This window comes from Enterobacter sp. ENT03, from assembly GCF_019218745.1.
In the GTDB taxonomy this organism is placed as follows: Bacteria; Pseudomonadota; Gammaproteobacteria; order Enterobacterales; family Enterobacteriaceae; genus Enterobacter_D.
Window position 1 is genome coordinate 519331 of sequence record NZ_JAHUXA010000001.1, and the last position, 26155, is coordinate 545485.

Annotated in this window: 22 protein-coding genes; 9 read left to right on the plus strand and 13 right to left on the minus strand. The window is 53.3% G+C overall.

All coding sequences use genetic code 11. The features are described from left to right. Positions 1-20: 20 nt before the first annotated feature. From KW828_RS02530 to KW828_RS02560, 7 genes are all read right to left on the minus strand, one after another. Entirely contained in the window at positions 21-2285 is a 2265-nt protein-coding gene (locus KW828_RS02530; protein ID WP_218334847.1) for a ComEC family protein, read from the minus strand. 218 nt (positions 2286-2503) lie between these two features. Beyond that, the gene (gene ihfB, locus KW828_RS02535; protein ID WP_072568031.1) at positions 2504-2791 is read right to left on the minus strand and encodes an integration host factor subunit beta; all 288 of its coding nucleotides are present in this window, start codon (positions 2789-2791) and stop codon (positions 2504-2506) included. A gap of 161 nt (positions 2792-2952) precedes the next feature. Further along, entirely contained in the window at positions 2953-4626 is a 1674-nt protein-coding gene (gene rpsA, locus KW828_RS02540; RefSeq protein WP_088219762.1) for a 30S ribosomal protein S1, read from the minus strand. 117 nt (positions 4627-4743) lie between these two features. Continuing rightward, positions 4744-5427, minus strand: coding sequence for a (d)CMP kinase (cmk, locus tag KW828_RS02545; protein WP_088219763.1), 684 nt, complete (start codon positions 5425-5427; stop codon positions 4744-4746). A 208-nt stretch (positions 5428-5635) separates the two neighbouring features. Then, the gene (gene aroA, locus KW828_RS02550; RefSeq protein ID WP_218334848.1) at positions 5636-6919 is read right to left on the minus strand and encodes a 3-phosphoshikimate 1-carboxyvinyltransferase; all 1284 of its coding nucleotides are present in this window, start codon (positions 6917-6919) and stop codon (positions 5636-5638) included. Between the two features lie 72 nt (positions 6920-6991). Then, the gene (serC, locus tag KW828_RS02555; RefSeq protein WP_218334849.1) at positions 6992-8080 is read right to left on the minus strand and encodes a 3-phosphoserine/phosphohydroxythreonine transaminase; all 1089 of its coding nucleotides are present in this window, start codon (positions 8078-8080) and stop codon (positions 6992-6994) included. A gap of 161 nt (positions 8081-8241) precedes the next feature. After that, a complete protein-coding gene (locus KW828_RS02560; protein ID WP_218334850.1) occupies positions 8242-8934 on the minus strand; it encodes a DUF421 domain-containing protein in 693 nt (230 codons plus the stop codon). 138 nt (positions 8935-9072) lie between these two features. Between KW828_RS02560 and ycaO the strand changes: the two genes are divergently transcribed. The 4 genes from ycaO to pflA all read left to right on the plus strand — a co-directional run bounded on the left by ycaO (position 9073) and on the right by pflA (position 15359). After that, a complete protein-coding gene (gene ycaO / locus KW828_RS02565) occupies positions 9073-10833 on the plus strand; it encodes a 30S ribosomal protein S12 methylthiotransferase accessory factor YcaO (RefSeq protein ID WP_218334851.1) in 1761 nt (586 codons plus the stop codon). Positions 10834-11237: 404 nt separating this feature from the next. Continuing rightward, positions 11238-12095 (plus strand): formate transporter FocA, encoded by an 858-nt coding sequence (gene focA / locus KW828_RS02570; protein WP_218334852.1) that lies wholly within the window; start codon positions 11238-11240, stop codon positions 12093-12095. Between the two features lie 51 nt (positions 12096-12146). Then, positions 12147-14429: a formate C-acetyltransferase gene (gene pflB, locus KW828_RS02575; protein ID WP_218334853.1), complete on the plus strand. Its 2283-nt coding sequence runs from the start codon at positions 12147-12149 to the stop codon at positions 14427-14429. Between the two features lie 189 nt (positions 14430-14618). Next, on the plus strand, positions 14619-15359 hold the full coding sequence (gene pflA, locus KW828_RS02580) for a pyruvate formate lyase 1-activating protein (RefSeq protein ID WP_218334854.1): 741 nt from the start codon (positions 14619-14621) through the stop codon (positions 15357-15359). Positions 15360-15412: 53 nt separating this feature from the next. On the opposite strand, the gene KW828_RS02585 is transcribed toward pflA, so the two are convergent. After that, entirely contained in the window at positions 15413-15856 is a 444-nt protein-coding gene (locus KW828_RS02585) for an anti-virulence regulator CigR family protein (protein WP_218334855.1), read from the minus strand. Positions 15857-15965: 109 nt separating this feature from the next. After that, positions 15966-16814, minus strand: a complete 849-nt coding sequence (locus KW828_RS02590; protein WP_218334856.1) for a MurR/RpiR family transcriptional regulator — start codon at positions 16812-16814, stop codon at positions 15966-15968. Between the two features lie 120 nt (positions 16815-16934). Here KW828_RS02590 and KW828_RS02595 point away from each other — a divergent pair, with 120 nt between their 5' ends. From KW828_RS02595 to KW828_RS02615, 5 genes are all read left to right on the plus strand, one after another. After that, positions 16935-17210, plus strand: a complete 276-nt coding sequence (locus tag KW828_RS02595) for a PTS sugar transporter subunit IIB (protein WP_218334857.1) — start codon at positions 16935-16937, stop codon at positions 17208-17210. 17 nt (positions 17211-17227) lie between these two features. After that, complete coding sequence (locus KW828_RS02600) at positions 17228-18493, plus strand: PTS ascorbate transporter subunit IIC (RefSeq protein ID WP_218334858.1); 1266 nt, start codon at positions 17228-17230, stop codon at positions 18491-18493. Between the two features lie 12 nt (positions 18494-18505). Beyond that, a complete protein-coding gene (locus tag KW828_RS02605; RefSeq protein WP_218334859.1) occupies positions 18506-19303 on the plus strand; it encodes a transketolase in 798 nt (265 codons plus the stop codon). Next, a complete protein-coding gene (locus KW828_RS02610) occupies positions 19303-20214 on the plus strand; it encodes a transketolase family protein (RefSeq protein ID WP_218334860.1) in 912 nt (303 codons plus the stop codon). The genes KW828_RS02605 and KW828_RS02610 overlap by 1 nt, the downstream gene beginning before the upstream one ends. Before the next feature lie 66 nt (positions 20215-20280). Then, the gene (locus KW828_RS02615) at positions 20281-20721 is read left to right on the plus strand and encodes a PTS sugar transporter subunit IIA (protein ID WP_218334861.1); all 441 of its coding nucleotides are present in this window, start codon (positions 20281-20283) and stop codon (positions 20719-20721) included. On the opposite strand, the gene KW828_RS02620 is transcribed toward KW828_RS02615, so the two are convergent. From KW828_RS02620 to dmsA, 4 genes are all read right to left on the minus strand, one after another. Beyond that, a complete protein-coding gene (locus KW828_RS02620) occupies positions 20712-21860 on the minus strand; it encodes an MFS transporter (protein ID WP_218334862.1) in 1149 nt (382 codons plus the stop codon). The two genes, KW828_RS02615 and KW828_RS02620, sit on opposite strands and share 10 nt — an antisense overlap. Before the next feature lie 270 nt (positions 21861-22130). After that, on the minus strand, positions 22131-22994 hold the full coding sequence (locus KW828_RS02625; protein ID WP_218334863.1) for a dimethyl sulfoxide reductase anchor subunit family protein: 864 nt from the start codon (positions 22992-22994) through the stop codon (positions 22131-22133). A gap of 1 nt (position 22995) precedes the next feature. Further along, positions 22996-23613 (minus strand): DMSO/selenate family reductase complex B subunit, encoded by a 618-nt coding sequence (locus tag KW828_RS02630; RefSeq protein WP_218334528.1) that lies wholly within the window; start codon positions 23611-23613, stop codon positions 22996-22998. 10 nt (positions 23614-23623) lie between these two features. Then, positions 23624-26068, minus strand: coding sequence for a dimethylsulfoxide reductase subunit A (gene dmsA / locus KW828_RS02635; RefSeq protein ID WP_218334864.1), 2445 nt, complete (start codon positions 26066-26068; stop codon positions 23624-23626). Positions 26069-26155 lie beyond the last annotated feature (87 nt).

Genomic DNA, 26155 nt, shown 5'->3' on the forward strand with positions numbered 1-26155 from the left:
TGTTGAAATAGCCGCATATTCTACCTGTTATCTACTGGGACGCCAAACCACTGATGATACCAACGCGGGAAAAGTTGATCCCGTAAGCCTAAGATTTCCCATCCTTCTGCGGAAAAATGGATGCTTATCTGCCCCTGATGAGGGGTATCGAACCATTCATATCCCTGATGCCTGTAACGACGAATTACCTTTTCAGAGGGCAGTCGCCAGGCATTAAAGCGTGAGGCGGAAGCCAGTGCCGCATGCCCTCCTGCCCGTTGTAACAACGGCAGCGAGGAAGAGGTACTGCTGCCGTGATGTGGCACCTGAATAATTGTCGCCTGCAGATGCTGCCAGTAATGGCTAAGCATAGATTGCTCTGCGGAAGCTTCAATGTCGCCGGTGAGCAAAATGCTGTTTTTGCCATCGTCCACTTTTACCACGCAGGAACGATTATTTCCGTGGGATGAGGTTCCCGACAAAGGCCAGTGAACGCTGAACGTCAGCCCTTGCCACTGCCAGCGCTCGCCGCGAAAGCATGGCAGATGCCCCGCCTCGTCCAGCGGGCTGCGGATCCATATCTCGGGCCACGTTTCGTGCAGGGTGTTCAGCCCGCCCCGGTGATCAAGATGCTCATGGCTAAGGATAATGCCTTCCGGTTTGAGATGGTGCCAGCGTAACCACGGCACAATCAACTGTTGGGCGCTGTCACCCCCAGGCCATGCCAGACCGGTGTCGTAGAGAATGGCCTTATCATGTCGGGCAATAACCATCGCCAGCCCCTGTCCGACATCCAGCATGTAAACTGACCAGTTATCCCGTGGCGTGCTTTTCCACAACGGTTGCGCCAGCAGCATGCCGGTCGCGGTACAAAGAAACGGAGCGGTTTTCCACAGCCCAAGACGCCAGATAACAATCAGCAGCCATGGCGCAAAGACCAGCCACTGCCAGCGCCAGTCAATGTTATACCAGCCTTCGGGTAAGGCGTTCAAAAACCCGAACAGCAGCGCTAGCGTGTCATCGGCTCGCGCCCAGATCCACCCTTCCAGGGCGTTAAACGCCGTCAGATGCAGTAGCATGGCCGCGAGGATCAGCGGAACGCTGACGAATGTCACCAGCGGAACCGCCACCAGATTGGCAATAATTGATGTCAGGCTGATACCGTGGAACAGCGCTACCTGTAAAGGCAGCAACAACATCATCATGCCGGTTTGCAGATAGATAAGGCTTATCGCAGCGCTCAGCATCTTTCCGCCGCGTAATACCGGCAGCGGAAGCCATTGATACCAGAAGATCAACGCCGCTACCGCGAACGCCGACAGCCACAGGCTTTGTGACAGCACGGCAATCGGATCGATAAAAAGGATCGCTGCGATACAACAGAGCCAGACCTGCCATGCCGACCACTGGCGGCCTGAAAGTCGCAGCGCTACCAGTACTCCCAACGATACTACCGTACGTAAAGCTGGCGGTTGCAAACCGGTCAACCATGCATAACCAGTGGCGCAGAAGAGTCCCACCAGCAGCGGCGCGCGCCAGTTGATCCAGCGTCCCGGCAGCCAGAATTGTACCCCCCGCGCCAGCAGCCAGCCCAGCGTGGCGGCAAGGGCAATATGCAGTCCGGATATGGCCATCAGATGTGCGGTACCGGTCTGGCGCATGACGGCTTTTACTTGCGCATCCAGAATCGTTCTCTCCCCCATGCCTAAAGCCAGCAATACCGATCGCCAGCGCAGGTTTTCAAGCATGTCGCTAAGGGACGCCAGATACTCAGCCCGCAGACTACAGCGGGCATGAATCACGCTCGCCCGGGAGAAACGACCGGTAAGCGGCTGATGTGTCGCAAGAGAATAGCGTTGGGTATCAAATCCGCCGTCATTAAGCTGGCCGTGAACCGGGCGTATCTTAAGTTCCATCTCCCATAATTGACCGGCACAGGCGGGCTGCGGCAGGTATTCACCGTAAAGCGTGATACCGGGCGCGGGCCAGAGACGTTTTCCGTTCAGCTGTTCAATGACGCCCCGGTGGGTGGTGATATTGTCGGTTTCGATCAACCGTATCTGCGCCTGCTGAATGCGCCCTGGCAGATGCTGTGTCGGCCAGACAGCTTCTTTCGCCGCGAGCATGCCCCACGCCATAAACAGTAACCATAAGCCGGTATAAGCTAAACGGCGATCGCGACAGCAGCCTGCTACACAACCGGCAACGATGATAACAATGACGGTCATCAAACCTGGCAATCGGGGCAACCACAGTAAGGGTGCCATGGCCGTCAAAAGACAAAGTGCAATTCCTGGCAGATGCATCCCCACCTCCTTGTTACAGGTAGTGTGCATAAAAAGGCATAAGATGTCGGGCAGAAGTTTGTGGATTTACGGTGCAGGCAGGAGAGGTTTTAGCGGTTTGCAGCAACGCTACTGCAAAAATGCGAGGCGGCTTCAGAAGCCATCAGGCAGATATGAAAAAAGCACCTCAGCGGGTGCTTTTCTCGTTCATTAAGTTCAGGCTTTAACAGCAGCGAAACTTAATTTTCATAAATGTTGGCGCGGTCACGTAATTCTTTACCTGGCTTAAAGTGCGGGACATATTTGCCTTCCAGATCCACTTTGTCGCCTGTCTTCGGGTTACGTCCGGTGCGGGGTGCACGATAGTGCAGAGAGAAACTGCCGAAACCGCGGATCTCAATGCGCTCGCCCTGTGCAAGAGTCGAGGCCATATGCTCCAGCATCTCTTTCACCGCATCTTCAACAGCTTTTGCCGGGATGTGCGATTGCTGGGTGGCAAGTCTTTCGATCAATTCTGACTTGGTCATGATTCCTCCGGTTTCCTTAAAAAGGAAAATTAGCTAACAGCATATTAAACAAGGGCGGCCGTAGCCGCCCTTTGTTATTGATTACAGGACGAATCCTGCAATCTGTCAAGCTACTCATCATCCTTCATGCGGTTACAGCACAAATGATATTGAGTACCTGATTACTCGCCTTTAGCTGCTTTGAACGCTTCAGCCATCGCGCTAGAGAAGTTGCTTTCTTCCTGTTTGTTGTTAACAGTAGCGATTGCATCTTTCTCGTCAGCTTCGTCTTTCGCACGAACAGACAGGCTAACTACGCGGTTCTTACGGTCAACGCCGGTGAATTTAGCTTCAACGTCATCGCCTACGTTCAGAACCAGAGTTGCATCTTCAACGCGGTCACGGGACGCTTCAGAAGCGCGCAGGTAACCTTCAACGCCGTCAGCCAGTTCTACGGTTGCGCCTTTAGCGTCAACTGCAGTGACTTTACCGTTTACGATTGCGCCTTTCTTGTTCAGAGCAACGTAGTTGTTGAACGGATCTTCCGCGAGCTGTTTAACGCCCAGGGAGATACGCTCACGCTCTGCGTCAACCTGCAGAACAACTGCAGCGATTTCGTCGCCTTTTTTGTATTCACGAACTGCTTCTTCGCCTGTAACGTTCCAGGAGATGTCAGACAGGTGAACCAGGCCGTCGATGCCGCCGTCCAGGCCGATGAAGATACCGAAGTCAGTGATAGACTTGATTTTACCTTCAACACGGTCGCCTTTGTTGTGCGTCTCAGCAAACAGCTGCCATGGGTTAGATTTACACTGCTTCAGACCCAGGGAGATACGACGACGTTCTTCGTCGATATCCAGAACCATAACTTCCACTACATCGCCAACGTTAACAACTTTGGACGGGTGGATGTTTTTGTTGGTCCAATCCATTTCGGAAACGTGAACCAGGCCTTCAACGCCTTCTTCGATTTCAACGAAGCAGCCGTAGTCGGTCAGGTTGGTCACGCGACCAGTCAGTTTGGTACCTTCCGGATAACGCTTAGCGATAGCAACCCACGGATCTTCGCCCAGCTGTTTCAGGCCCAGAGATACACGAGTACGCTCGCGGTCGAACTTCAGCACTTTAACAGTGATTTCGTCGCCAACGTTTACGATTTCGCTCGGATGCTTAACGCGTTTCCATGCCATGTCAGTGATGTGCAGCAGGCCGTCAACGCCACCCAGATCAACGAATGCACCGTAGTCAGTGAGGTTCTTAACGATACCTTTAACTTCCATGCCTTCTTGCAGGTTTTCAAGCAGCTGATCGCGCTCAGCGCTGTTCTCAGACTCGATAACCGCACGACGGGAAACAACCACGTTGTTGCGTTTCTGATCAAGCTTGATAACTTTGAACTCGAGCTCTTTGCCTTCGAGGTGCAGAGTATCGCGAACCGGACGCACGTCTACCAGGGAACCCGGCAGGAACGCACGAATACCGTTCAGCTCAACAGTGAAGCCACCTTTAACTTTGCCGTTGATAACACCAACAACAGTTTCAGCGTCTTCGTATGCTTTTTCCAGCGTGATCCAAGCTTCATGACGTTTAGCTTTCTCACGGGACAGCAGAGTTTCACCGAAGCCGTCTTCGACTGCGTCCAGCGCAACGTCAACTTCGTCACCAACCTGAATTTCCAGTTCGCCCTGGGCGTTCTTGAACTGCTCAGCCGGGATGGCGGACTCAGATTTCAGACCGGCATCAACCAGTACGATATCTTTATCGATAGCAACAACAACACCACGAACGATGGAACCCGGACGGGTTTCGATTGTTTTTAAGGATTCTTCAAATAGTTGAGCAAAAGATTCTGTCATATTGATAATCTTCAGGATTCTTCAATTTAACGTCCATCTGGCTTCATGCCGAATGGGGTTGTTTAACATGCCTGCTCACAATCCATTGCAGCAGGTACTTCGGAATTTGGTCGCTAATTAAGCGAGCGCCAGCTTTTCGCGGGCGTATTGTAGCGCTTTTTCAATCACTTGCTCAATGCTTAAACTGGTCGAATCCAGAACTAATGCATCAGCAGCCGGCACTAACGGCGCCACTGGCCGGTTACGGTCGCGATCGTCGCGTTCCTTTATCTCGGCCAAAAGGCGTTCAAAGTTAACACTAAAGCCATTCTCCTGCAACTGTAGCATACGGCGATGCGCACGTTCTTCCGAGGAAGCGTCGAGGAAAATCTTCACTGGCGCGTCGGGGAAAACCACCGTGCCCATGTCGCGGCCATCGGCGATAAGGCCTGGCGCATCGCGGAACGCGCGCTGACGACGCAGCAGGGCTTCACGCACACGTGGGAACGCGGCGATTTGCGAGGCGGCGCTGGCAACTTCCTGTGTACGGATCTCGCCACTCACGTCTTCACCTTCCAGAATCACTTCCAGGTTTCCGTCGGTCGAGACAAAACGCACGTCAAGGTGCGCCGCCAGCGGGACCAGAACATCTTCCGATGTCACATCAACGTGGTGATGTAATGCCGCCAATGCCAGCACACGATAGATTGCGCCTGAATCCAGCAGATGCCATTGCAATGTTTCCGCCATCGCTTTGCACAGCGTACCTTTACCTGCGCCGCTTGGCCCATCAATGGTGATTACCGGGGCAATTGCCGTCATCTTTTTCTCCTTAATAAAGGCATACCGTTAACGTGAACGCCGCGCATTATACGCTGCAACGCGGATGACCGTTACCCTCACGTGAAAATAACGACAAAGGTCATCAAGGTGTGGAGAAGAATGGCGCAAGTATAGAGGGCCGACAGGAAGTCGGCCCGGAAAGAGACAATTTTTTACTTTTTAGCCACGAGACCTGCCGTGTCGCCGCTTACGCCAGCGTGCTGATGCGTGCCAGTTGGTCGAAATAATCCGGGAACGTTTTCGCCGTACATTTCGGATCAAGAATAGTGACCGGCGTGTCGGACAGCGCCACCAGCGAGAAGCACATGGCCATACGGTGATCGTTATAGGTGCCGATCTCAGCCGCGGTGAGCGAGGCCGGCGGGGTGATGCGGATAAAATCTTCGCCCTCAACCACCTCGGCACCCACTTTGCGCAGCTCGGTTGCCATCGCAAACAGACGGTCGGTCTCTTTGACGCGCCAGTTATAGATGTTGCGTAGCGTCGTGGTGCCACGGGCAAATAATGCTGCCGTAGCAATCGTCATTGCCGCATCGGGGATGTGGTTCATATCCATATCCACCGCATTCAGCTCGCCATGCGTACAGGCAATATAGTCATCGCCCCACTCCACGTGCGCGCCCATTTTTTCCAGCACGTCTGCAAAACGAATATCACCCTGTACGCTATTGCGGCCAATACCGGTAACTTTTACCGTGCCACCTTTTATTGCGCCCGCCGCAAGGAAATAAGAAGCAGAAGACGCATCGCCTTCCACCAGGTAATGCCCTGGCGACTGGTAGTGCTGCGCGCCACGCACAACAAACCGCTGGTAATTCTGATTTTCTACCGCTACGCCAAAGGTTTTCATCAGATGCAACGTGATGTCGATGTAAGGCTTCGACACCAGATCGCCTTTGATGGTGATAAGAGTGTCCTGCGCGGCCAGCGGCGCAGTCATCAGCAGTGCCGTTAGAAACTGGCTGGACACGCTGCCGTCGACGTCAATCTCTCCGCCGGTGAAGCCGCCACGTAAACGCAGCGGAGGATAGTTTTCCTGCTCCAGATAATCGATATGCGCGCCCCCCTGACGCAGCGCGTCAACCAGATGGCCGATCGGACGCTCTTTCATTCGCGGCTCGCCGGTCAGCACCAGGTCGTTGTCGCCCAGACAAAGGGCCGCCGCCAGCGGACGCATCGCCGTACCGGCGTTACCTAAAAATAGCTCCAGCTTTTCAGCCGAACGTAACGGGCCACCCGCGCCGGTCACTTCACAGCGGGTGCGGTCGTCGGAAAGCGTGTACTGCACACCCAACGCACTCAGGGCATTCAGCATATGGCGAACGTCATCGCTGTCCAACAGGTTGGTCAGAACAGTGGTGCCGCGCGCCAGCGCTGCCAGCAGCAACGCACGGTTGGAGACACTTTTTGAACCAGGCAGATTAATGGTGCCATTAACACGCGCGATGGGTTGTAACGTCAGGGATTCCATGAAGCTTAACTCTCAACAAAACTGAATAAAAACCCCGCAGACCGGCTGCGGGGGTAGCGGTGGGAAGCGCGATTAACCGTGGCGGCGTTCGAAGTCCGTCATGAAATCGGTCAGCGCCTGCACGCCCTCCAGCGGCATCGCGTTATAGATCGAGGCACGCATACCGCCGACAACCCTGTGGCCTTTCAGCGCGTGCAGACCCGCGGCAAACGACTCGTCGAGGAACAGTTTATCAAGCTGGCTGTCGGCCAGTTGGAACGGCACGTTCATGCGCGAGCGGTTAGCGACGGCAACGTCATTACGGTAGAAGTCGCTGTTGTCGATCACGCCGTACAGCAGGCTGGCTTTTTGCTGATTGAGACGATCCATGGCCGTTACGCCGCCGTTCTTTTTCAGCCATTTGAAGACAAGACCTGACAGATACCAGGCAAAGGTCGGCGGGGTGTTAAACATAGAATCGTTGTCGTTTAATACGGTGTAATCGAGAATCGAAGGGCAGGCGACGTGCGCTTTGCCCAGCAGATCGTCACGCACGATCACCAGCGTCAGCCCGGCCGGGCCGATATTTTTTTGCGCACCGGCGTAGATCACACCAAAGCGGCTCACATCAAGCGGCGTGGAGAGAATGGTCGAGGATAAATCCGCCGTTACCACCACATCACTACCAAAATCCGGCGTTTCGTGAATGGCGATACCGTCGATGGTTTCGTTCGGGCAGTAGTGCAGATAGGCGGCATTGTCAGAGAGCTGCCAGTCGCGCATTGGCTTCACCGCGCGCAGGCCGTCAACGGTGGTTTTGGCATCAATCACGTTAGGGGTACAGTATTTTTTCGCTTCTTTTACCGCGCTCGCCGCCCAGTAACCGGCATCAACGTAATCAGCCGTGGTTTTATCGCCGAGCAGATTGAGCGGTATACCGGCGAACTGACCGCGACCACCGCCGTGGCAGAATAAAACTTTATAGTTTGAGGGGATGTTCAGCAGATCGCGAAAATCTTGTTCTGCCTCTTCAGCAACCTGAATAAACTCTTTTCCGCGATGACTGATTTCCATTACCGATGTGCCAAGACCGTTCCAGTCGCACAACTCCTGTTGCGCCTGTTTGAGCACCTCTGCCGGTAACATCGCCGGACCTGAACTAAAATTGTAGACCTGAGCCATTTCCCCTCACCACGCTGATAGCAATAAGTTATTCCTGTGACATCGGTTTTACCATTCAGTGACGGGTGTCGCAACGGGTAATGGCGGGCGGCCCGGAATTGTGGCCGTGATCACATAGCACAATGTCCGGGCTGGCTGACTGCTGATGGATAAAAACGCTGTCAGGTGATGCGCAGCGCGCGGCTCGCTTTTGACCATTCAGGATGCGCACATCGCGGGCACAGTAACCGCTGACCTGCTTTCAGCCTGACCACTTCGCTACAACGCACACAGGCGTAATCATTTTCATCAGGAATGGTAGTGAAGCGCGGGTTCCATTCCGGCGGCAGAATACACAAGCCAGGCCGCACTTCGTCGTCAGGATAATAATAAAGGCTGATCTGTCCGTTGGTTTCCATGATCGCCAGTTTAACCTGCCCCAGCTGTTCGACGCCGTTAACGCGCAGCTCCATAAAAAACTCGAATTCAGTAAGGTTTTCTTTTTGCAGTTTTTCCCACGCCAGCTCGCCCTCTTCGATGACAATCACCGCTTTGCCTTCCAGCAGATCCTCCAGCTTTTCGCTGTGCGCCATCAGCCACATCACCAGCCGGTAGAGCGCCGCCAGCGAAACAAAAACGATGAATACCGGCAGCATGGGGACGTCATCGTAAAACGCTACGTCCCCCGCCGCTGAGCCAAGCGTTAAAATAATGAGCACTTCAAACAGCGACATCTGCCTGACGCCACGTCGTCCGGTGAGTTTAAGAAACAGGAAAACCAGCACAAAGGTATAGAGGCTGCGCAGTGCCACTTCGCCCAGAAATTCCATCGGCACTTTGTCGAGCATCATGCGGTGAAGATCAAACGCTTTCATTTTATTCATCCTGAACAGCAAGTTACTGCTTATAAGCATAGTGGGGAGTTTTATTTTTGCCGCCCGGTCTACATAGATAGCGCCTGTCACGCAAAACCCGTATCATTGCGCGCTTTCCGTACGAATAAAGTGAAGACAATGACGCAAACATTTATCCCCGGCAAAGATGCCGCCCTGGAAGATTCCATCGCTCGCTTCCAGCAAAAACTGCTCGATCTCGGCTTCGATATTGAAGAAGCGTCCTGGCTGAATCCGGTTCCGAACGTCTGGTCTGTGCATATCCGGGATAAAGCCTGCTCACTGTGCTTTACCAACGGTAAAGGCGCGACTAAAAAGGCGGCGCTGGCTTCCGCGCTGGGCGAATATTTTGAACGTCTGTCCACCAACTATTTCTTTGCCGATTTCTGGCTTGGCGATGCTATCGCTAATGGCCCGTTCGTTCATTACCCTAACGAGAAATGGTTCCCGCTGCCGGAAGATGACGAATTGCCGGAAGGCATTCTTGATACCCGTCTGCGTGCCTTCTACGATCCGGAAAACGAACTGACGGCCAGCATGCTGATCGATTTGCAGTCCGGTAATGAAGAACGCGGTATCTGCGGTCTGCCGTTCACCCGTCAGTCCGATCAACAGACGGTTTATATTCCGATGAACATCGTCGGCAATCTGTACGTTTCTAACGGCATGTCCGCCGGTAACACTGCGAATGAAGCGCGCGTACAGGGTCTGTCCGAGGTGTTTGAGCGTCATATCAAGAACCGCATTATTGCGGAAAGTATCAGCCTGCCGGAAATTCCGGCTGAGGTGCTGGCACGCTATCCGGGCGTAGTGGCATCTATTGAAACGCTGGAAGCAGAAGGTTTCCCGATCTTTGCCTATGACGCCTCGCTGGGCGGTAAATACCCGGTGATCTGCGTGGTACTGTTTAACCCGGCTAACGGCACCTGCTTCGCCTCTTTCGGCGCGCATCCGGACTTTGGTGTCGCCCTGGAGCGTACCGTGACCGAACTGTTACAGGGCCGTGGCCTGAAGGATCTCGATGTCTTCACCCCGCCGACCTTCGATGATGAAGAAGTGGCTGAACATGCGAACCTCGAAACGCACTTTATTGATTCCAGCGGTCTGATCTCGTGGGATATGTTCAAGCAGGACGCGGATTATCCGTTCGTGGACTGGAGCTTTGCCGGCACCACCGAAGAAGAGTTTGCCACGCTGATGGCAATCTTTAAGGCGGAAGATAAAGAAGTGTATATCGCCGACTACGAGCACCTGAGCGTGTATGCCTGCCGCATCATCGTACCGGGGATGTCCGATATTTATCCGGCAGAAGATCTCTGGCTGGCGAATAACAGCATGGGCGCGCACCTGCGTGAAACTCTGCTGGCACTACCGGGCAGTGCATGGGGAAAAGAGGATTATCTGAATCTCATCGCCCAGCTGGATGAAGAAGGCCATGACGATTTTACCCGCGTGCGCGAACTGCTGGGCATTGCTACCGGAAAAGACAACGGCTGGTACACACTGCGTATCGGTGAGCTGAAAGCGATGCTGGCGCTGGCGGGTGGCGACATTGAGCAGGCGCTGATCTGGACGGAATGGACAATGGAGTTTAACGCCTCGATCTTTACCCCTGAGCGTGCCAACTACTACCGCTGTCTGCAGACGTTGCTGCTGCTGGCGCAGGAAGAAGAGCGCGAGCCGTTACAGTATCTGCACGCTTTTGTGCGTATGTACGGTGCCGAGGCCGTAGAAGCCGCCAGTGCGGCAATGAGCGGTGAAGCACCGTTCTATGGCTTGCAGGCCGCTGATGGCACGCTGACCGCCTTCCCGGCGCATCAGTCATTGCTGCAAGCGTATGAGAAATTGCAGCGCGCGAAAGCGGCGTACTGGTCAAAATAAGCGCAAATAACATCACAACCTGTAGGCGTATGCCCAGGTTCAGGCTATATTACGGGGCGATTTGATCGCCCTTTTTTTTATTATTTTGTCATACACATCAATTGTAATAATTAAGTTAACTGTGGGTGAATATAATTATGTTCACCCATGTTAAATTGTTACTTTTTGAGGTAATTACTCCATATTAATTAACTGTTCATCGGGAGCCAACATAAAATATTTCAACACTTTTTATAAACTTTAAACTTTATTTTTATTTGGATAATCAACAAGTTACTCCGTATTAGCTGAAAAACCATGCGCTTTACGGGCCTATAAGCCAGGCGAGATATGATCCATATCAATTTCTCTTCTATAATGCTTTGTTAGTATCTCGTCGCCGACTTAATAAAGAGAGAGTTAGTGTGAAAGCTGACAACCCTTTTGATCTATTGCTACCAGCTGCTATGGCGAAAGTTGCCGAAGAAGCCGGTGTCTATAAAGCAACGAAACATCCGCTGACCACCTTCTATCTGGCGATCACAGCGGGCGTATTTATCTCCATCGCTTTTGTGTTTTACATCACTGCTACTACTGGCACCGCGGGAGTTCCCTTCGGGATCGCCAAACTGATTGGTGGCATATGTTTCTCACTCGGGCTGATCCTCTGCGTCGTCTGCGGCGCTGACCTGTTTACGTCAACTGTTCTGATTGTTGTGGCGAAAGCCAGCGGACGCATTACCTGGGGCCAGCTTGCCCGTAACTGGGTAAACGTTTATGTCGGCAACCTGATTGGTGCGCTATTATTCGTACTGTTGATGTGGTTATCTGGTGAATATATGGTCGCAAACGGTGGCTGGGGATTGAACCTCCTGCAAACCGCCGATCATAAAATGCATCACACGTTTGTTGAAGCCGTGGCCCTTGGGATCCTGGCAAACCTGATGGTCTGTCTGGCGGTATGGATGAGTTACTCCGGCCGTAGTTTGATGGACAAAGCATTTATCATGGTTCTGCCCGTTGGCATGTTTGTCGCCAGCGGCTTCGAGCACAGTATTGCAAATATGTTTTTGATCCCGCTGGGTATCGTGATTCGTCATTTTGCAGCGCCGGAGTTCTGGACCGCGATCGGTTCCACTCCAGATAGTTTTTCTCACCTGACAGTGATGAACTTCATAACTGATAACCTGATCCCCGTAACAATCGGGAACATTATCGGTGGGGGTTTACTGGTTGGGTTGACATACTGGGTCATTTACCTGCGTGGCGACGACCATCATTAATGGTTGCCTCAGGCAGTTAACAAAAAATCCACTTAAGAAGGTAGGTATCATATGTCCGAGCTTAATGAAAAGTTAGCCACAGCCTGGGAAGGTTTTGCGAAAGGTGACTGGCAGAACGAAGTCAACGTACGCGACTTTATCCAGAAAAACTACACGCCTTACGAGGGTGACGAATCCTTCCTGGCCGGCGCCACTGACGCGACTACCACGCTTTGGGACAAAGTGATGGAAGGCGTGAAGCTGGAAAACCGCACCCACGCACCTGTTGATTTCGACACTTCTGTCGCTTCTACCATCACTTCTCATGATGCTGGCTACATCAACAAAAGCCTTGAGAAAATCGTTGGTCTGCAGACTGAAGCGCCTCTGAAACGTGCGATCATTCCGTTCGGCGGCATTAAAATGGTTGAAGGTTCCTGCAAAGCGTATAACCGCGAGCTGGACCCGATGCTGAAGAAAATCTTCACTGAATACCGTAAAACGCACAACCAGGGCGTGTTTGATGTTTACACCAAAGACATCCTGAACTGCCGTAAGTCTGGTGTTCTGACCGGTCTGCCAGATGCGTATGGCCGTGGCCGTATCATTGGTGACTACCGTCGCGTTGCGCTGTACGGCATCGACTTCCTGATGAAAGACAAATATGCCCAGTTCCTGTCCCTGCAAGACAAACTGGAAAACGGCATTGATCTGGAAGCGACTATCCGTCTGCGTGAAGAAATCGCTGAACAGCACCGTGCTCTGGGCCAGATCAAAGAGATGGCGGCTAAATACGGCTGCGATATTTCTGCTCCGGCGAAAAATGCGCAGGAAGCAGTACAGTGGACTTACTTCGGCTACCTGGCCGCTGTGAAATCTCAGAACGGCGCAGCAATGTCCTTCGGTCGTGTGTCTACCTTCCTCGACGTATACTTTGAGCGTGATCTGAAAGCAGGCAAAATCACCGAACAAGAAGCTCAGGAACTGATTGACCACCTGGTCATGAAACTGCGTATGGTGCGCTTCCTGCGTACTCCTGAGTATGACGAACTGTTCTCTGGTGACCCGATTTGGGCAACCGAATCTATCGGCGGTATGGGCGTTGATGGCCGTACGCTGGTCACCAAAAACAGCTTCCGTTTCCTGAACACCCTGTACACCATGGGTCCGTCTCCGGAACCAAACATCACCGTACTGTGGTCAGAAAAACTGCCGATGGGCTTCAAAAAATACGCAGCGAAAGTATCTATCGATACCTCCTCCCTGCAGTATGAAAACGATGACCTGATGCGTCCTGACTTCAACAACGACGACTATGCGATCGCATGTTGCGTAAGCCCGATGGTTGTTGGTAAGCAAATGCAGTTCTTCGGTGCTCGCGCTAACCTCGCGAAAACCATGCTGTACGCTATCAACGGCGGCGTTGATGAAAAAATGAAAATCCAGGTGGGTCCGAAGTCTGAACCGATCAAAGGCGATGTCCTGAACTTCGACGAAGTGCTGGAACGTATGGATCACTTCATGGACTGGCTGGCTAAACAGTACGTCACTGCACTGAACATCATCCATTACATGCACGACAAGTACAGCTACGAAGCCTCTCTGATGGCGCTGCACGACCGTGACGTTATCCGCACTATGGCGTGTGGTATCGCTGGTCTGTCCGTTGCTGCTGACTCCCTGTCTGCCATCAAATATGCGAAAGTCACTCCAGTTCGTGACGAAGACGGTCTGGCGATCGACTTCAAAATCGAAGGTGAATACCCGCAGTTTGGTAACAACGATGCGCGTGTAGATGACCTGGCAGTTGACCTGGTTGAACGTTTCATGAAGAAAATTCAGAAACTGACCACTTACCGTAATGCTATCCCGACGCAGTCTGTTCTGACCATCACCTCTAACGTTGTGTATGGTAAGAAAACCGGTAACACCCCTGATGGTCGTCGTGCTGGCGCACCGTTCGGACCAGGTGCTAACCCGATGCACGGCCGTGACCAGAAAGGTGCAGTTGCCTCTCTGACCTCCGTTGCAAAACTGCCGTTCGCTTACGCTAAAGATGGTATTTCTTACACCTTCTCTATCGTACCGAATGCGCTGGGTAAAGATGACGAAGTGCGTAAAACCAACCTGGCGGGCCTGATGGATGGTTACTTCCATCACGAGTCCACCATCGAAGGCGGTCAGCACCTGAACGTGAACGTCATGAACCGTGAAATGCTGCTCGACGCGATGGAAAACCCGGAAAAATATCCGCAGTTGACCATCCGTGTTTCCGGCTACGCGGTACGTTTTAACTCCCTGACGAAAGAACAGCAGCAGGACGTTATTACCCGTACCTTCACCCAGACCATGTAATTTCATGTCTGGCTGAAAAAGCGTACAATAAAGGCTCCACTTATGTGGGGCCTTTTTAACAGTATTCCCTCTCCCACGAGCCTGCTTTGCCAAACGTCTTCTCAGGCTATTGCCAAAACAGACTTAACACAGCCGGATTGAGCTGTGCAATACAAGCCCCGGATGGGCTACACCTGGAGATACATCGCAATGTCAGTGATCGGTCGAATTCACTCCTTTGAATCCTGTGGCACCGTAGATGGTCCCGGCATTCGCTTTATTACCTTCTTCCAGGGCTGCCTGATGCGCTGCCTGTACTGCCATAACCGTGATACCTGGGATACCCATGGCGGTAAAGAAGTGACGGTGGAAGAGCTGATGAAAGAAGTGGTGACCTATCGCCACTTTATGAACGCGTCCGGCGGCGGCGTTACCGCATCGGGTGGCGAGGCGATTCTCCAGGCTGAATTTGTTCGTGACTGGTTCCGAGCCTGTCACAAGGAAGGCATTCATACCTGCCTTGATACCAACGGTTTTGTACGTCGCTACGATCCTGTCATTGATGAACTGCTGGAAGTGACCGACCTGGTGATGCTCGATCTTAAACAGATGAATGATGAGATCCACCAGAACCTGGTCGGCGTCTCTAATCACCGTACGCTGGAGTTTGCGAAGTACCTTTCGAAGAAAAATATTAAGGTCTGGATCCGCTATGTGGTGGTGCCGGGCTGGTCAGATGATGATGATTCCGCACACCGTTTAGGTGAGTTCACGCGCGACATGGGCAACGTAGAAAAAATCGAACTGCTGCCCTATCACGAGCTGGGTAAACATAAGTGGGTGGCGATGGGCGAAGAGTACAAGCTTGATGGCGTACATCCGCCGAAAAAAGAGACCATGGAGCGCGTGAAAGGCATTCTTGAGCAGTATGGTCACAAGGTGATGTACTGATAGCTTAAGAGAAATAACCAGCCCGGTGCCGTAAAGCCACCGGGCTTTTTTGTTTATTCGAAAACACCGTTAATTACCGCCGTCACAACAGCTGTACTCAGCGCAATCAACACCAGATCGTCACCGGCAATACGCCATTCATAACCTGGGTAAGATGGCAGTTGCCCCAGCATAGAAGCCGGCACCATTTTTTTAGCAATGCCCGGCGGCAATGGCTTACCGCGCGCCAGATTTTTGGCGATGCCCGGCGGAAGTGAACCGTAGCCTGTCAGGCCATAATTAACCGCCAGTGAACGGGCGCGATCGTAACTCAGCCGAACAGAGACATCCTCGCTGACGTTTTTCTTGCCTGCCTTGCCCTGATTACCATGATTACCACTGTTGCCATGATTCCCCCCATGGTTACCATTTCCGGGGTTAGCCATAAGAGGCGCGGAAATAAAACTCAGGGATAACACGGCTGCCAGCGCGAATATATTAAAACGACCCAGGTACATAATTGCCGCCTTAGAAAGAAGTAAACTCAGCGTAATTATTGTCCGTTCCGCTTAACAAAAACAGTAAATAATTCCTGGAATAGACACACTTTTTGCTGCGCTATCAACGCTAGGACATAAAGTATTCCGAGAGTTTATTCGTTACGCTTTCAATGGAAAAAATACTTTTCTGGTGCGCCTGACGACAAGCTGCGTAGCGTTCATCCTGTTCTTCAAGTGCATTCAGCAAACGATCGGCGACCATCATCGCACCGGCTATCTCAGCAAACCCGTACTCACCCTCTCCTTTTAGCGCCACCGCCGCCTGTAAGTTCCAGTCAGAAAGACGATTCAGTGGCGCAGAAGAGCCGCGGGTTATGGACAGAATTCGTGAACCCTGCTGCTTCGCCAGCGCCAGGGCCTGCATCATATCTGCCGACGTTTGCTCAGTATGTACGACGATAATGCCCTGACTCTGTGGCTCAACCATCATGGAAGCAGGTGTGAGGTAAAAACGATCGACAAAGCTTGCCGCTTTACCCATTTTTATCAGGTTCATCTGTAAAAACAGGGCCACCGGCACCGCCGTCCCGACAGCATAGAGCGTGACGTTAGTCACCTTGTGAAGCCACGCCGCGGCTGCCTGCAACTCCTGCGTATTAATAATGGAATGGCTGTCACGAATACTCGCCACCACCGCGGCAATGTCCTCATTTCCCTGCACGGCTGGGCGCGCCGCCCCCTGCTCCAGCGCCAGGGCAGTTCTGAAATCCGAAAAGCCTTTGAATCCGAATGCCCGACAAAAGCGGGTGATGCTGCCTTCGCTGGTTTCAATGCAATCCGCCAACTCGGTGATCGTGTGGCGCATCACAAAGTCAGGATTCTCCGCAACAAAACGGCTGACTTTTTCAAGGATCGGGCTGAGGCCAGAAGCTTCATTTCTGATGTTTATCAGCAAGTTAGTATTAATTTGACTCATTTTTAGCCTATTTACTCAACATGCGAACACAATCACAGCTTTACGCTCATGAAGAGATAATAATTTTTTTTATTAAAAAACTTAAATAAATAATTATTTTCAAACCACAGGAGAAAATCAATGAAAGGTCTGATTGTTTGCCGTACCGGCATGGGTAGTTCCTTAATGCTCAAAATTAAAGCACAAAAAATCATCGACAAGAACGGATGGGATGTCGAACTCGAACATGACGTCTTGTCCGGGCTGGCGACCTGGCAAGGGATCGACTTCGTGATCACCATGCGTGATCTTACCGAGGAAGTCGAAGCCGCCGGATTCACCGCCATCGGCATCACCGACCTGATGAACAGCGACGAAATGGAATCTGCACTCACCCGCATTGTTCAGGGCAACTAACCCCTCCCGGAGGAAATATGGAACTCCTCAAGTTTATTGTATTCGACATTCTCGGTGTAACCCCACTATTAGTTGGCTTTATCGCGTTAATCGGTTTGCTGATCCAGCGTAAACCCATTGAAAAAGTGCTTTCTGGCACCTTTAAAACCATTGTGGGATTTTTGGTTTTTGCCGGTGGTGCCGGGCTAGCCGTAAGCTCACTGGGTAATTTCCAGACACTGTTCAGCGCGGGTTTCGGCCTGAAAGGCGTTATGCCGCTGGCCGAAGCGCTAACCGGGCTGGCGCAGACAAAGTTTGCCATGTGCGTGTCGTTAATTATGGTGATTGGCTTTGTCTGGAACCTGATTTTTGCCCGCATTACCCCGTTCAAATATATTTTTCTGACCGGCCAACATAACCTGTACTTGTCTGCCCTGCTCACCGTGACGTTAAAGGCGCTGGGCTATGGCGATGGCGTCACCATCCTTGTTGGATCAGTACTATTAGGACTGGCAGCCTGTATTTATCCGGCCATCGCGCAGCCCTGGATGCGCAAGATTACGGGTAATGATGAAATCGCTATGGGCCACTATGTCACGCTGGCCTATGCCGCATCTGGCTGGATTGGTTCTAAAGTTGGCGATCCAAAAGATTCAACGGAAAAGCTGAATTTGCCAGGCTGGCTGGGAATATTTAAAGATTACATTGTCTCGGTTTCTATATCAGTCAGCATTTTCTATTACATCGCCGCGCTGGCAGCCGGGAAGATGGCGGTGAGTGCCGTGGCAGGCGGCATGCACTGGCTGGTATATCCACTCTTTCAGTCGCTGACTTTTACGGCATCGCTCTACATCATCATTACCGGTGTACGCCTGCTGTTGTCTGAAATCGTGCCCGCCTTTCTCGGTATCTCGGAAAAATTTATTCCCAACGCAAAGCCGGCTCTGGATTGCCCGGTAGTCTTTCCCTATGCGCCAACGGCTACCGTGCTTGGGTTTATCTCATCCTTTGTCGGTGGTCTGCTGGTGATGGGGGTACTGGCGCTCGCGGGTCAGACGGTAATCATCCCTGTCGCTATCCCCTACTTCTTTATTGGTGCCACCGCAGCCGTTTTCGGTAACGCCTCTGGAGGCTGGAAAGGCGCCGTCGCTGGCAGCTTCATTACCGGCATTCTTATCGGCATCGGTCCGGCACTCATCTATCCCATCATGGAGTCGGTTGGCCTGTCTGGTACCAGCTTCCCGGAAACTGACTTCGTCGCCCTTGGGCTGGTGGTGTATTACATCGGCAAAATGCTGCCCTGATAAGGAATGAATATGAACATTGATGAACTGAAAGCCCATGCGCTAGCCGCCCGCCGCGATATTGTGAGCATGATTTACGAATCAGGTATCGGACATCCTGGCGGCGCATTATCCATTATCGACATCCTCACCTGGCTCTATCACACGGAGGTCGATCTGGAGACGTTTCCACGTGCCAAAGTGGTAATGAGCAAAGGTCATGCTGTGGCTGCGCAATACGTCATGCTGTATCAGAAAGGGAAAATCGCACGTAACGAATTCAGCACCTTTCGCCAGACAGGATCCCGATTGCAGGGGCATCCGAGCGTAAAATCGTTGCCTGATGTGGATGCAACCACCGGGTTACTGGGTCAGGGGCTGTCGATTGCGCTGGGTATGGCAGCCGCTAAAAAACACGTCCGCGATCCGCACCGGGTGTTTGCCATTATCGGCGACGGCGAAATGCATGAAGGACAAATATGGGAATCGTTGCAACAAGCCGCGCATATGAAAATGGATAATCTGGTGGCCATTATCGACGCGAACGGATTCTCCTCCCACGATCCGGTGGATCAGGTGATTAACCTGGAACCGCTGGCAGATAAAATCCGGGCTTTTGGCTGGCACGTGCTGGAGATCCCGGATGGCAACGACATGCATCAGGTTGCGGACACGCTGTTACTGTCATGTCATCTGAAAGGAAAACCGCTCGCTATCATAGCCCGTACCACGAAAGGCAGCGGCGTCAGTTATATGGAAAACAACGGGGAGTGGCATTCAAAAACTCCCAGCCCAGAACAGTATCAGCAGGCCATGGAGGAGTTACAGTGATGAAAGCACCCCGCGATGAAATCGGTAATGCGCTGCTTGCCCTGAAAGAAAAGGGCTACCCTGTTGTCGTTATCGACAGCGACCTGGCAAGTTCCACCCGCACCGATCAGTTCCAGCAAGCCTGGCCTGAGGCTTTTTTTGAAATGGGAATTGCCGAAGGTTCCGCGATGAGTTTTGCCACCGGCCAGGCACTGGAAGGCGCTATTCCTTTCTATGTTAACTTCGCCATGTTTGTGACCGGTACGGCGTGGACACAACTGCGTCAGGCATGCTATGCACGGGCGAACATTAAACTGGTAGGTAGCCATCCGGGTATGGATGACGGCCCGGACGGTGCCTCACATCATGCGCTCGAAGATCTGGCGCTCACTCGCGTGTTACCGGGGATCACTATCCTGACGCCTGCGGATGCAGAGGAAATCGACGCGGCGTTCGAACAGGCCGTCAACATTGACGGGCCGGTTTATATTCGTGTCGCCCGCGAGCCAATGCCGGTGCGGGATAAAAGCCGGGTGCCGCGGGTGAGCGATATTGCCGCCGTTGAGGATTCGGGCAGTGACTTCGCGATCCTCTATGAGGGAACGGTGCTGGAACAGGCTACCAACGGCTATCAGCAATTACTGGCAGCGGGCAAAACCGGCAAGCTGATCCATGTTGCTACCCTAAAACCCTTTAACCGCCGCGTGTTTCTTGAACTCATCGACGGATGTCCGCGCATTGTTACTATCGAAAACCATAGTATTAATAGCGGCCTCGGTGGTCAGGTGGCAGAAGTGCTGGCAGAGGAAGGACAAGGCGTACGTCTGACCCGTCTGGGTACGCAGGATACCTTTACCGAATCCGGCAACAGTCGACAGCTTAAAGAAAAATATGGCATTTCTGCTGCCGCACTGTACAACGCGCTTCGTTAATACGACTGGCAGGTCGATCACCGGCCTGCCCTTTCATAAAGGACATTATCGAAAAGGAGAGCCGCAATGGCACATTCCCTTTTTACCGCCAGTCAGTTCCGGGAAAACTGCGCCAGCTGGCAGGATGCCGTCAGGCTGGCATGTTCGCCGCTAGAAGAAAGACAGCTCATTAGCACCGCTTATGCGCAGGCGATTATTGATGCAACAGAGAAGCATGGCCCCTGGTATATTTTAAGCCCGACATTTGCGCTACCACACGCGAGGCCCCACGAAGGTGTTCTCAGCCAGCACACGCATTTATCGCTTCTCGCGCTGAAAGATCCCGTCGCGTTTCAGAACTATTCCAATGTACGGCTAATTATCGTGCTGGCAGCTGCAGACAGCCACCAGCATGTTGACACCATTCAGCGACTGATGTGCTGGCTGGATGAAGGGGATCGCTTGCATCTGCTATCAACCCTCCGCAGCGCCGGGCAACTTCACGCGGCGCTCTCTTCTCAGGCGTGAGCCACTGGCGTTGGATGATGACCTGCTTTGCGCAGCAGCATCAACAGGTAGATGAACGAGACGCTGGCGATCATGATAAACAGTAAGTTGTCGGAATAACTTTGCATCAGCATGGCGGTAAAGGTCGGGCCAAACAGACTGCCGACGGTGTAGCTAAGCAGAAGTGCCTGATTCATCGCCACCAGCTGATGATGTTCGACCTTTTCGCAGGCCCAGGCCATGGCAACCGGATAGAGTGTAAAACCCGCCGCGCCGAGAACGAACAGCGCCGGTGCCATCGCAGCATTGCTGAGCATGGCGAAACATCCCATGATCACCACAAAAACTTGTACGCGTAATACCAGCAGACGACCAAAACGATCCGCCAGCCGACCAATCGGCCACTGCCCGACGATACCGGCGCTAACCATCACAGCCATCCAGAAACCAATGCCCGCATCGCTCACGCCGCGATGGTTCAGCCAGAGCGGCATCAGACCATACAGCGAACCCAGTACAATGCCGGAAATAATGCAGCCGTTGACACCCAGACGCGCCTGACGCAGACGCAACATCGGCCAGACGCTGGTAGCTTCCTGATGTTCACTGTTCTGATCGACAATGCGGGTAAATACCAGTGGCAGGATCGCGGCCAGCACAATACCCGTCACCCACGGCAGTACATGCATCAGTTCGGTCGACAGTTTGCTGACCATCAACTGCCCCAGCACCGTACCGATGTAATAAACCATCATATAGGCGGCCAGCAGACGGCCACGGTTGCGTGACGTGCCGCTGCACATCAACGCACTTTCCACCACCACCCAGATCATGGCGCAGCCAATACCGGCGATGAATCGCCACAGCATCCAGTTCCAGAAGCCCACCATCAGACCGAGGCCGACACAGCCACTGGCGAACACCAGCGATGCAATGTAATAGCTACGGTTAAACCCCATGCGTTTAATCAGACGCCCGGTCAGCAGGGTACCGACAAGATTGCCGGTAAAAAAGGCGGAGCCGACCATACCAACCTGCCACACGGGAAGGTTTTCATGGGCGAGCCAAAGCGGGACGAGCGTATTCAGCGTTGCGATCGCCAGCGTCAGCAGTAACAGGCCGCAGAGCAGTAACAGCACCGGCCGGGTATAAGTAAACATGGATGAAAAACCGTGAGGGTGATCAGAATTCGAGCGCATCATGCCACCGGCAAAAACTTTGTCAATCTACCGAAAATGGCAAAGATGAGGTTTTTGAGCGCGTCGATTGAATTTACTCATCCAACGGAACGGGGAAAGCCTGGAAGAAGTGATTAGCGTGATGTTTTATATGATTTATTTCTGAAATCAGACAATACATTCAGTAGAAATATTTCATGGTAGAAATAAAGTGAAACCGGGTGAACATCCCCCGGCTTCACGGTGATTGACTCAGCCCGCTATCGCCATGCCGACCGTCATGTGTAAACCATAAAAAATGCCGCGGGCGATCATCTCGCCGGCCAGCACCAGCACAAACGCCAGCGACAGCAGCGGCACGGCAGGCTGACGGTTTTTAAGCTGTGGGATAATCCACATAACCAGCGCCACCAGCAATAATACAACGCGCCACGCCATCAGGGTGCCATACGCTGGCACCAGTGCCGCCGCCTGCTGTACAGAGCTGGAAATGCCTGCCAGTTCGTTGCCCTGTATCAGGCCAGCGACAAGGCTGATGATAAGCGCCACCAGCGTCACCATCGGTAAACCACGCATTGCGCAGACCTGAAAACCGACCGCGCGCAACAGCAGGTAGCCCAGCAGTGGACCGGCAATCAGCATCGTCAGGAAAAAACCCAGCGGCGTCCACAGACTAAACCAGGTAGGAACGGTGTCGATACTGTCGTACACCCGGCCCATCATCCAGACAAATACCAGCCCCAGCAACGCCGTCACCACCAGCCAGACGCGTAACAGTGCAGGCGGCATCTTTTTCACCATCGCCAGCAGCCAGCCCACGCCGCCCACCGCAAAGAACAGCGCACCGCTGGCGATTTCATTGCTGAGCGCCGAGTGACCAATGCGATTCAGCGCATTAAACGCGCGCAGCGGCGATCCGAGATGCAGGGTCGACGCCACAAAAGCCAGTCCCATTAATATCCACAGACCGACCATTGCGGTGATGATCCGTTGACGTTGTGTCGAGGTCATTTCACTACGCAGCAGCGCAATAGCGAGTACGATAAATCCCCCCACCACACACTGACCGAACACGGTAAAAATCATCAACGGCCATTCATGCCATCCGTTACCCATCTCACACCTCCTGCGGGTTAGCCAGAAAGCCGGTCTTGTCCCCGGTCGGGCGGCTGTTGGCATTGGGTTTGATCACAATATTCGGGCGGGTAAAACGCCCCGCAGGAAGCGGGGCCACCGCATCCAGCGTGCCGTACTTTTTACGCAGCTCGTCGATGGGCGCAAAATCCAGCGCGCGCAGCGGGCAGGACTCGACGCAGATCGGTTTTTTACCCTCCGCCACGCGCGCATGGCAGCCGTCACACTTGGTCATATGGCCTTTGGCGGCGTTGTACTGCGGCGCGCCGTATGGACAGGCCATGTGGCAGTAGCGGCAGCCGATACAGACCTCTTCGTTGACCACCACAAAGCCGTCGTCGCGCTTGTGCATCGCCCCGCTGGGGCAGACTTTGGTACAGGCCGGATCTTCGCAGTGGTTGCAGGCAATCGACAAGTAATACGCAAAGACGTTCTGTTGCCAGACGCCGTTGTCCTCCTGCCAGTCTCCCCCCGCGTATTCATAAATGCGCCGGAAACTGACGTCCGGGGTCAGATCTTTGTAATCTTTGCAGGCCAGCTCGCAGGTTTTGCACCCGGTGCAGCGGCTGGAATCAATATAAAAGCCGTACTGAGTTGTCATGGGTTACTCCTTAAACCTTCTCGACCTGGACGAGGTTGCTGTGCGATGGGTTACCTTTCGCCAGCGGTGACGGGCGCTGTGTGGTCAACACGTTGATGCAACCCCCTTTGTCGATGCCTTTTGCGTCCGGGTCATACCAGGCTCCCTCCCCTAGCGCCACGACGCCGGGAAGAATGCGTGGCGTGACTTTCGCTTCGATATGTACTTCACCGCGGCCATTGAAAATACGCACTTTGTCACCGCTGGCGATGCCACGCTGTGACGCATCGAGCGGATTGATCCACATCTCCTGGCGACATGCGGCTTTCAGCACATCAACGTTGCCGTAGGTGGAGTGCGTGCGGGCTTTGTAGTGGAAACCGGTAAGCTGCAACGGCCATTTTGCGCGTAGCGGATCGTCGTGATGTTCGAAGCCCGGGCTGTAAACCGGCAACGGATGGATCACATCCCCCTCCGCCAGCTCCCAGTTCGCGGCGATCTCAGCCAGTTGCGTGGAGTAAATCTCGATTTTACCCGACGGCGTCGTCAGCGGGTTCGCATGCGGATCGTTGCGGAAGGCCTGATAGGCCACGTGATGCCCCTCAGGATCGCGCTGTTTAAAGATGCCCTGCGCGCGGAATTCCTCAAAGGTGGGTAACGCGGGGATCGCCGCACGAGACTGCTCATAGAGATGGCGCAACCAGCCTTCCTGCGTGCGTCCTTCGGTAAACTGCGTCTCAACGCCCATGCGTTTTGCCAGTTCCGTTGTCATCTCATAAATAGTTTTGCATTCAAACAGCGGTGAGATGGCCTGATCGGCGAAGATCACATAGTCCATGTTGCCGCAGGAGGCGTCCAGCGCGAAGTCCATCTGCTCTGATGCCGTGCAGTCTGGCAGGATAATATCGGCATATTTCGCTGATGCGGTCATGTGACAGTCCACCACCACAATCAGCTCGCATTTTTTATCATCCTGCAGGATTTCATGCGTACGGTTAATTTCGGAGTGCTGATTGATCAGGCAGTTACCGGCATAGTTCCAGATCATTTTGATCGGCACATCAAGCTTATCCTTACCACGCACGCCGTCGCGGGTGGCGGTCATTTCCGGGCCGCGTTCAATGGCATCCGTCCACATGAACATGGAAATGCTGGTCTGTACCGGATTTTCCAGGGTCGGCATGCGTTCAAACGGCATTGAGTAAGCGCCTTCGCGCGCGCCGCTGTTGCCGCCGTTGATCCCCACGTTACCGGTCAATAGCGGCAGCATGGCAATGGCGCGGGACACCAGTTCGCCGTTTGAATGGCGCTGCGGCCCCCAGCCCTGCGAGATAAATGCCGGTTTCGCCATGGCAATTTCGCGCGCCAGCTTCACGATGCGGGCTGCCGGAATACCGGTGATAGCCGCCGCCCATTCCGGGGTTTTGGCAATGCCATCACTACCATTACCCAGGATGTAGGCTTTGTAATGGCCGTTTGCCGGAGCACCTTCCGGCAGCGTGGTTTCGTCGTAACCCACGCAGTATTTATCGAGGAAAGGCTTATCCACGAGGTTTTCGTTGATCATCACCCACGCCAGCGCCGAGACCAGTGCCGCATCGGTGCCCGGGCGGATGGGGATCCATTCATCTTCACGACCCGCTCCGGTGTCGGTATAGCGCGGATCGATGATAATCATGCGCGCATTGGATTTCTCACGCGCCTGCTCGACGTAGTAGGTCACCCCGCCGCCGCTCATGCGTGTCTCACCGGGGTTATTGCCAAACAGCACTACCAGTTGGCTGTTTTCAATATCGGACGGGCTGTTACCGTCGGCCCAGCCGCCATAGGTGTAATTCAGACCCGCCGCGATTTGCGCCGTGGAATAGTCGCCATAGTGATTCAGATAACCGCCACAGCAGTTCATCAGGCGGGCGATCAGCGTTTTACCTGGCGGCCATGAACGGGTCATCGTGCCGCCAAGCGTGCCGGTGCCATAGTTCAGGTAGATGGATTCATTGCCGTAATCTTTGATCAGGCGCTGCAGGGTGCCAGCGATGGTGTCAAAGGCTTCGTCCCAGCTGATGGGTTCGAACTTCCCTTCCCCGCGTTTGCCCACACGTTTCATCGGTTGTTTAAGGCGATCGGGATTGTAGACACGACGACGCATTGACCGGCCGCGCAGACAGGCACGCACCTGATGCAGCCCATCATAGTTGTCATCGCCGGTATTGTCGGTTTCGACATATTTGATTTTGCCGTCCACCACATGCATGCGTAACGGGCAGCGGCTACCGCAGTTGACGGTACAGGCGCTCCAGACGACTTTCTCAGCAGAAGCACCGGGCGCCAGGGCTTCAGCGGCGCGGGCGATACGGGAAAAAGGTAAGCTCAGGGCGCTGCTGGCAGCGGCAAGGCCGCCGATGGCTGAGGTTTTCATCAGGCTGCGTCGGCTCACCCCGGCATTGAGGAATGCCTCGGGAACAGATATTTTCATAAGGACTCACTTTGATTGCTCACGAAAAAAACAATCGCTATATATTTCATATAGCGAATTAACCTTTTTTGAGTTTTTTTATGCTGC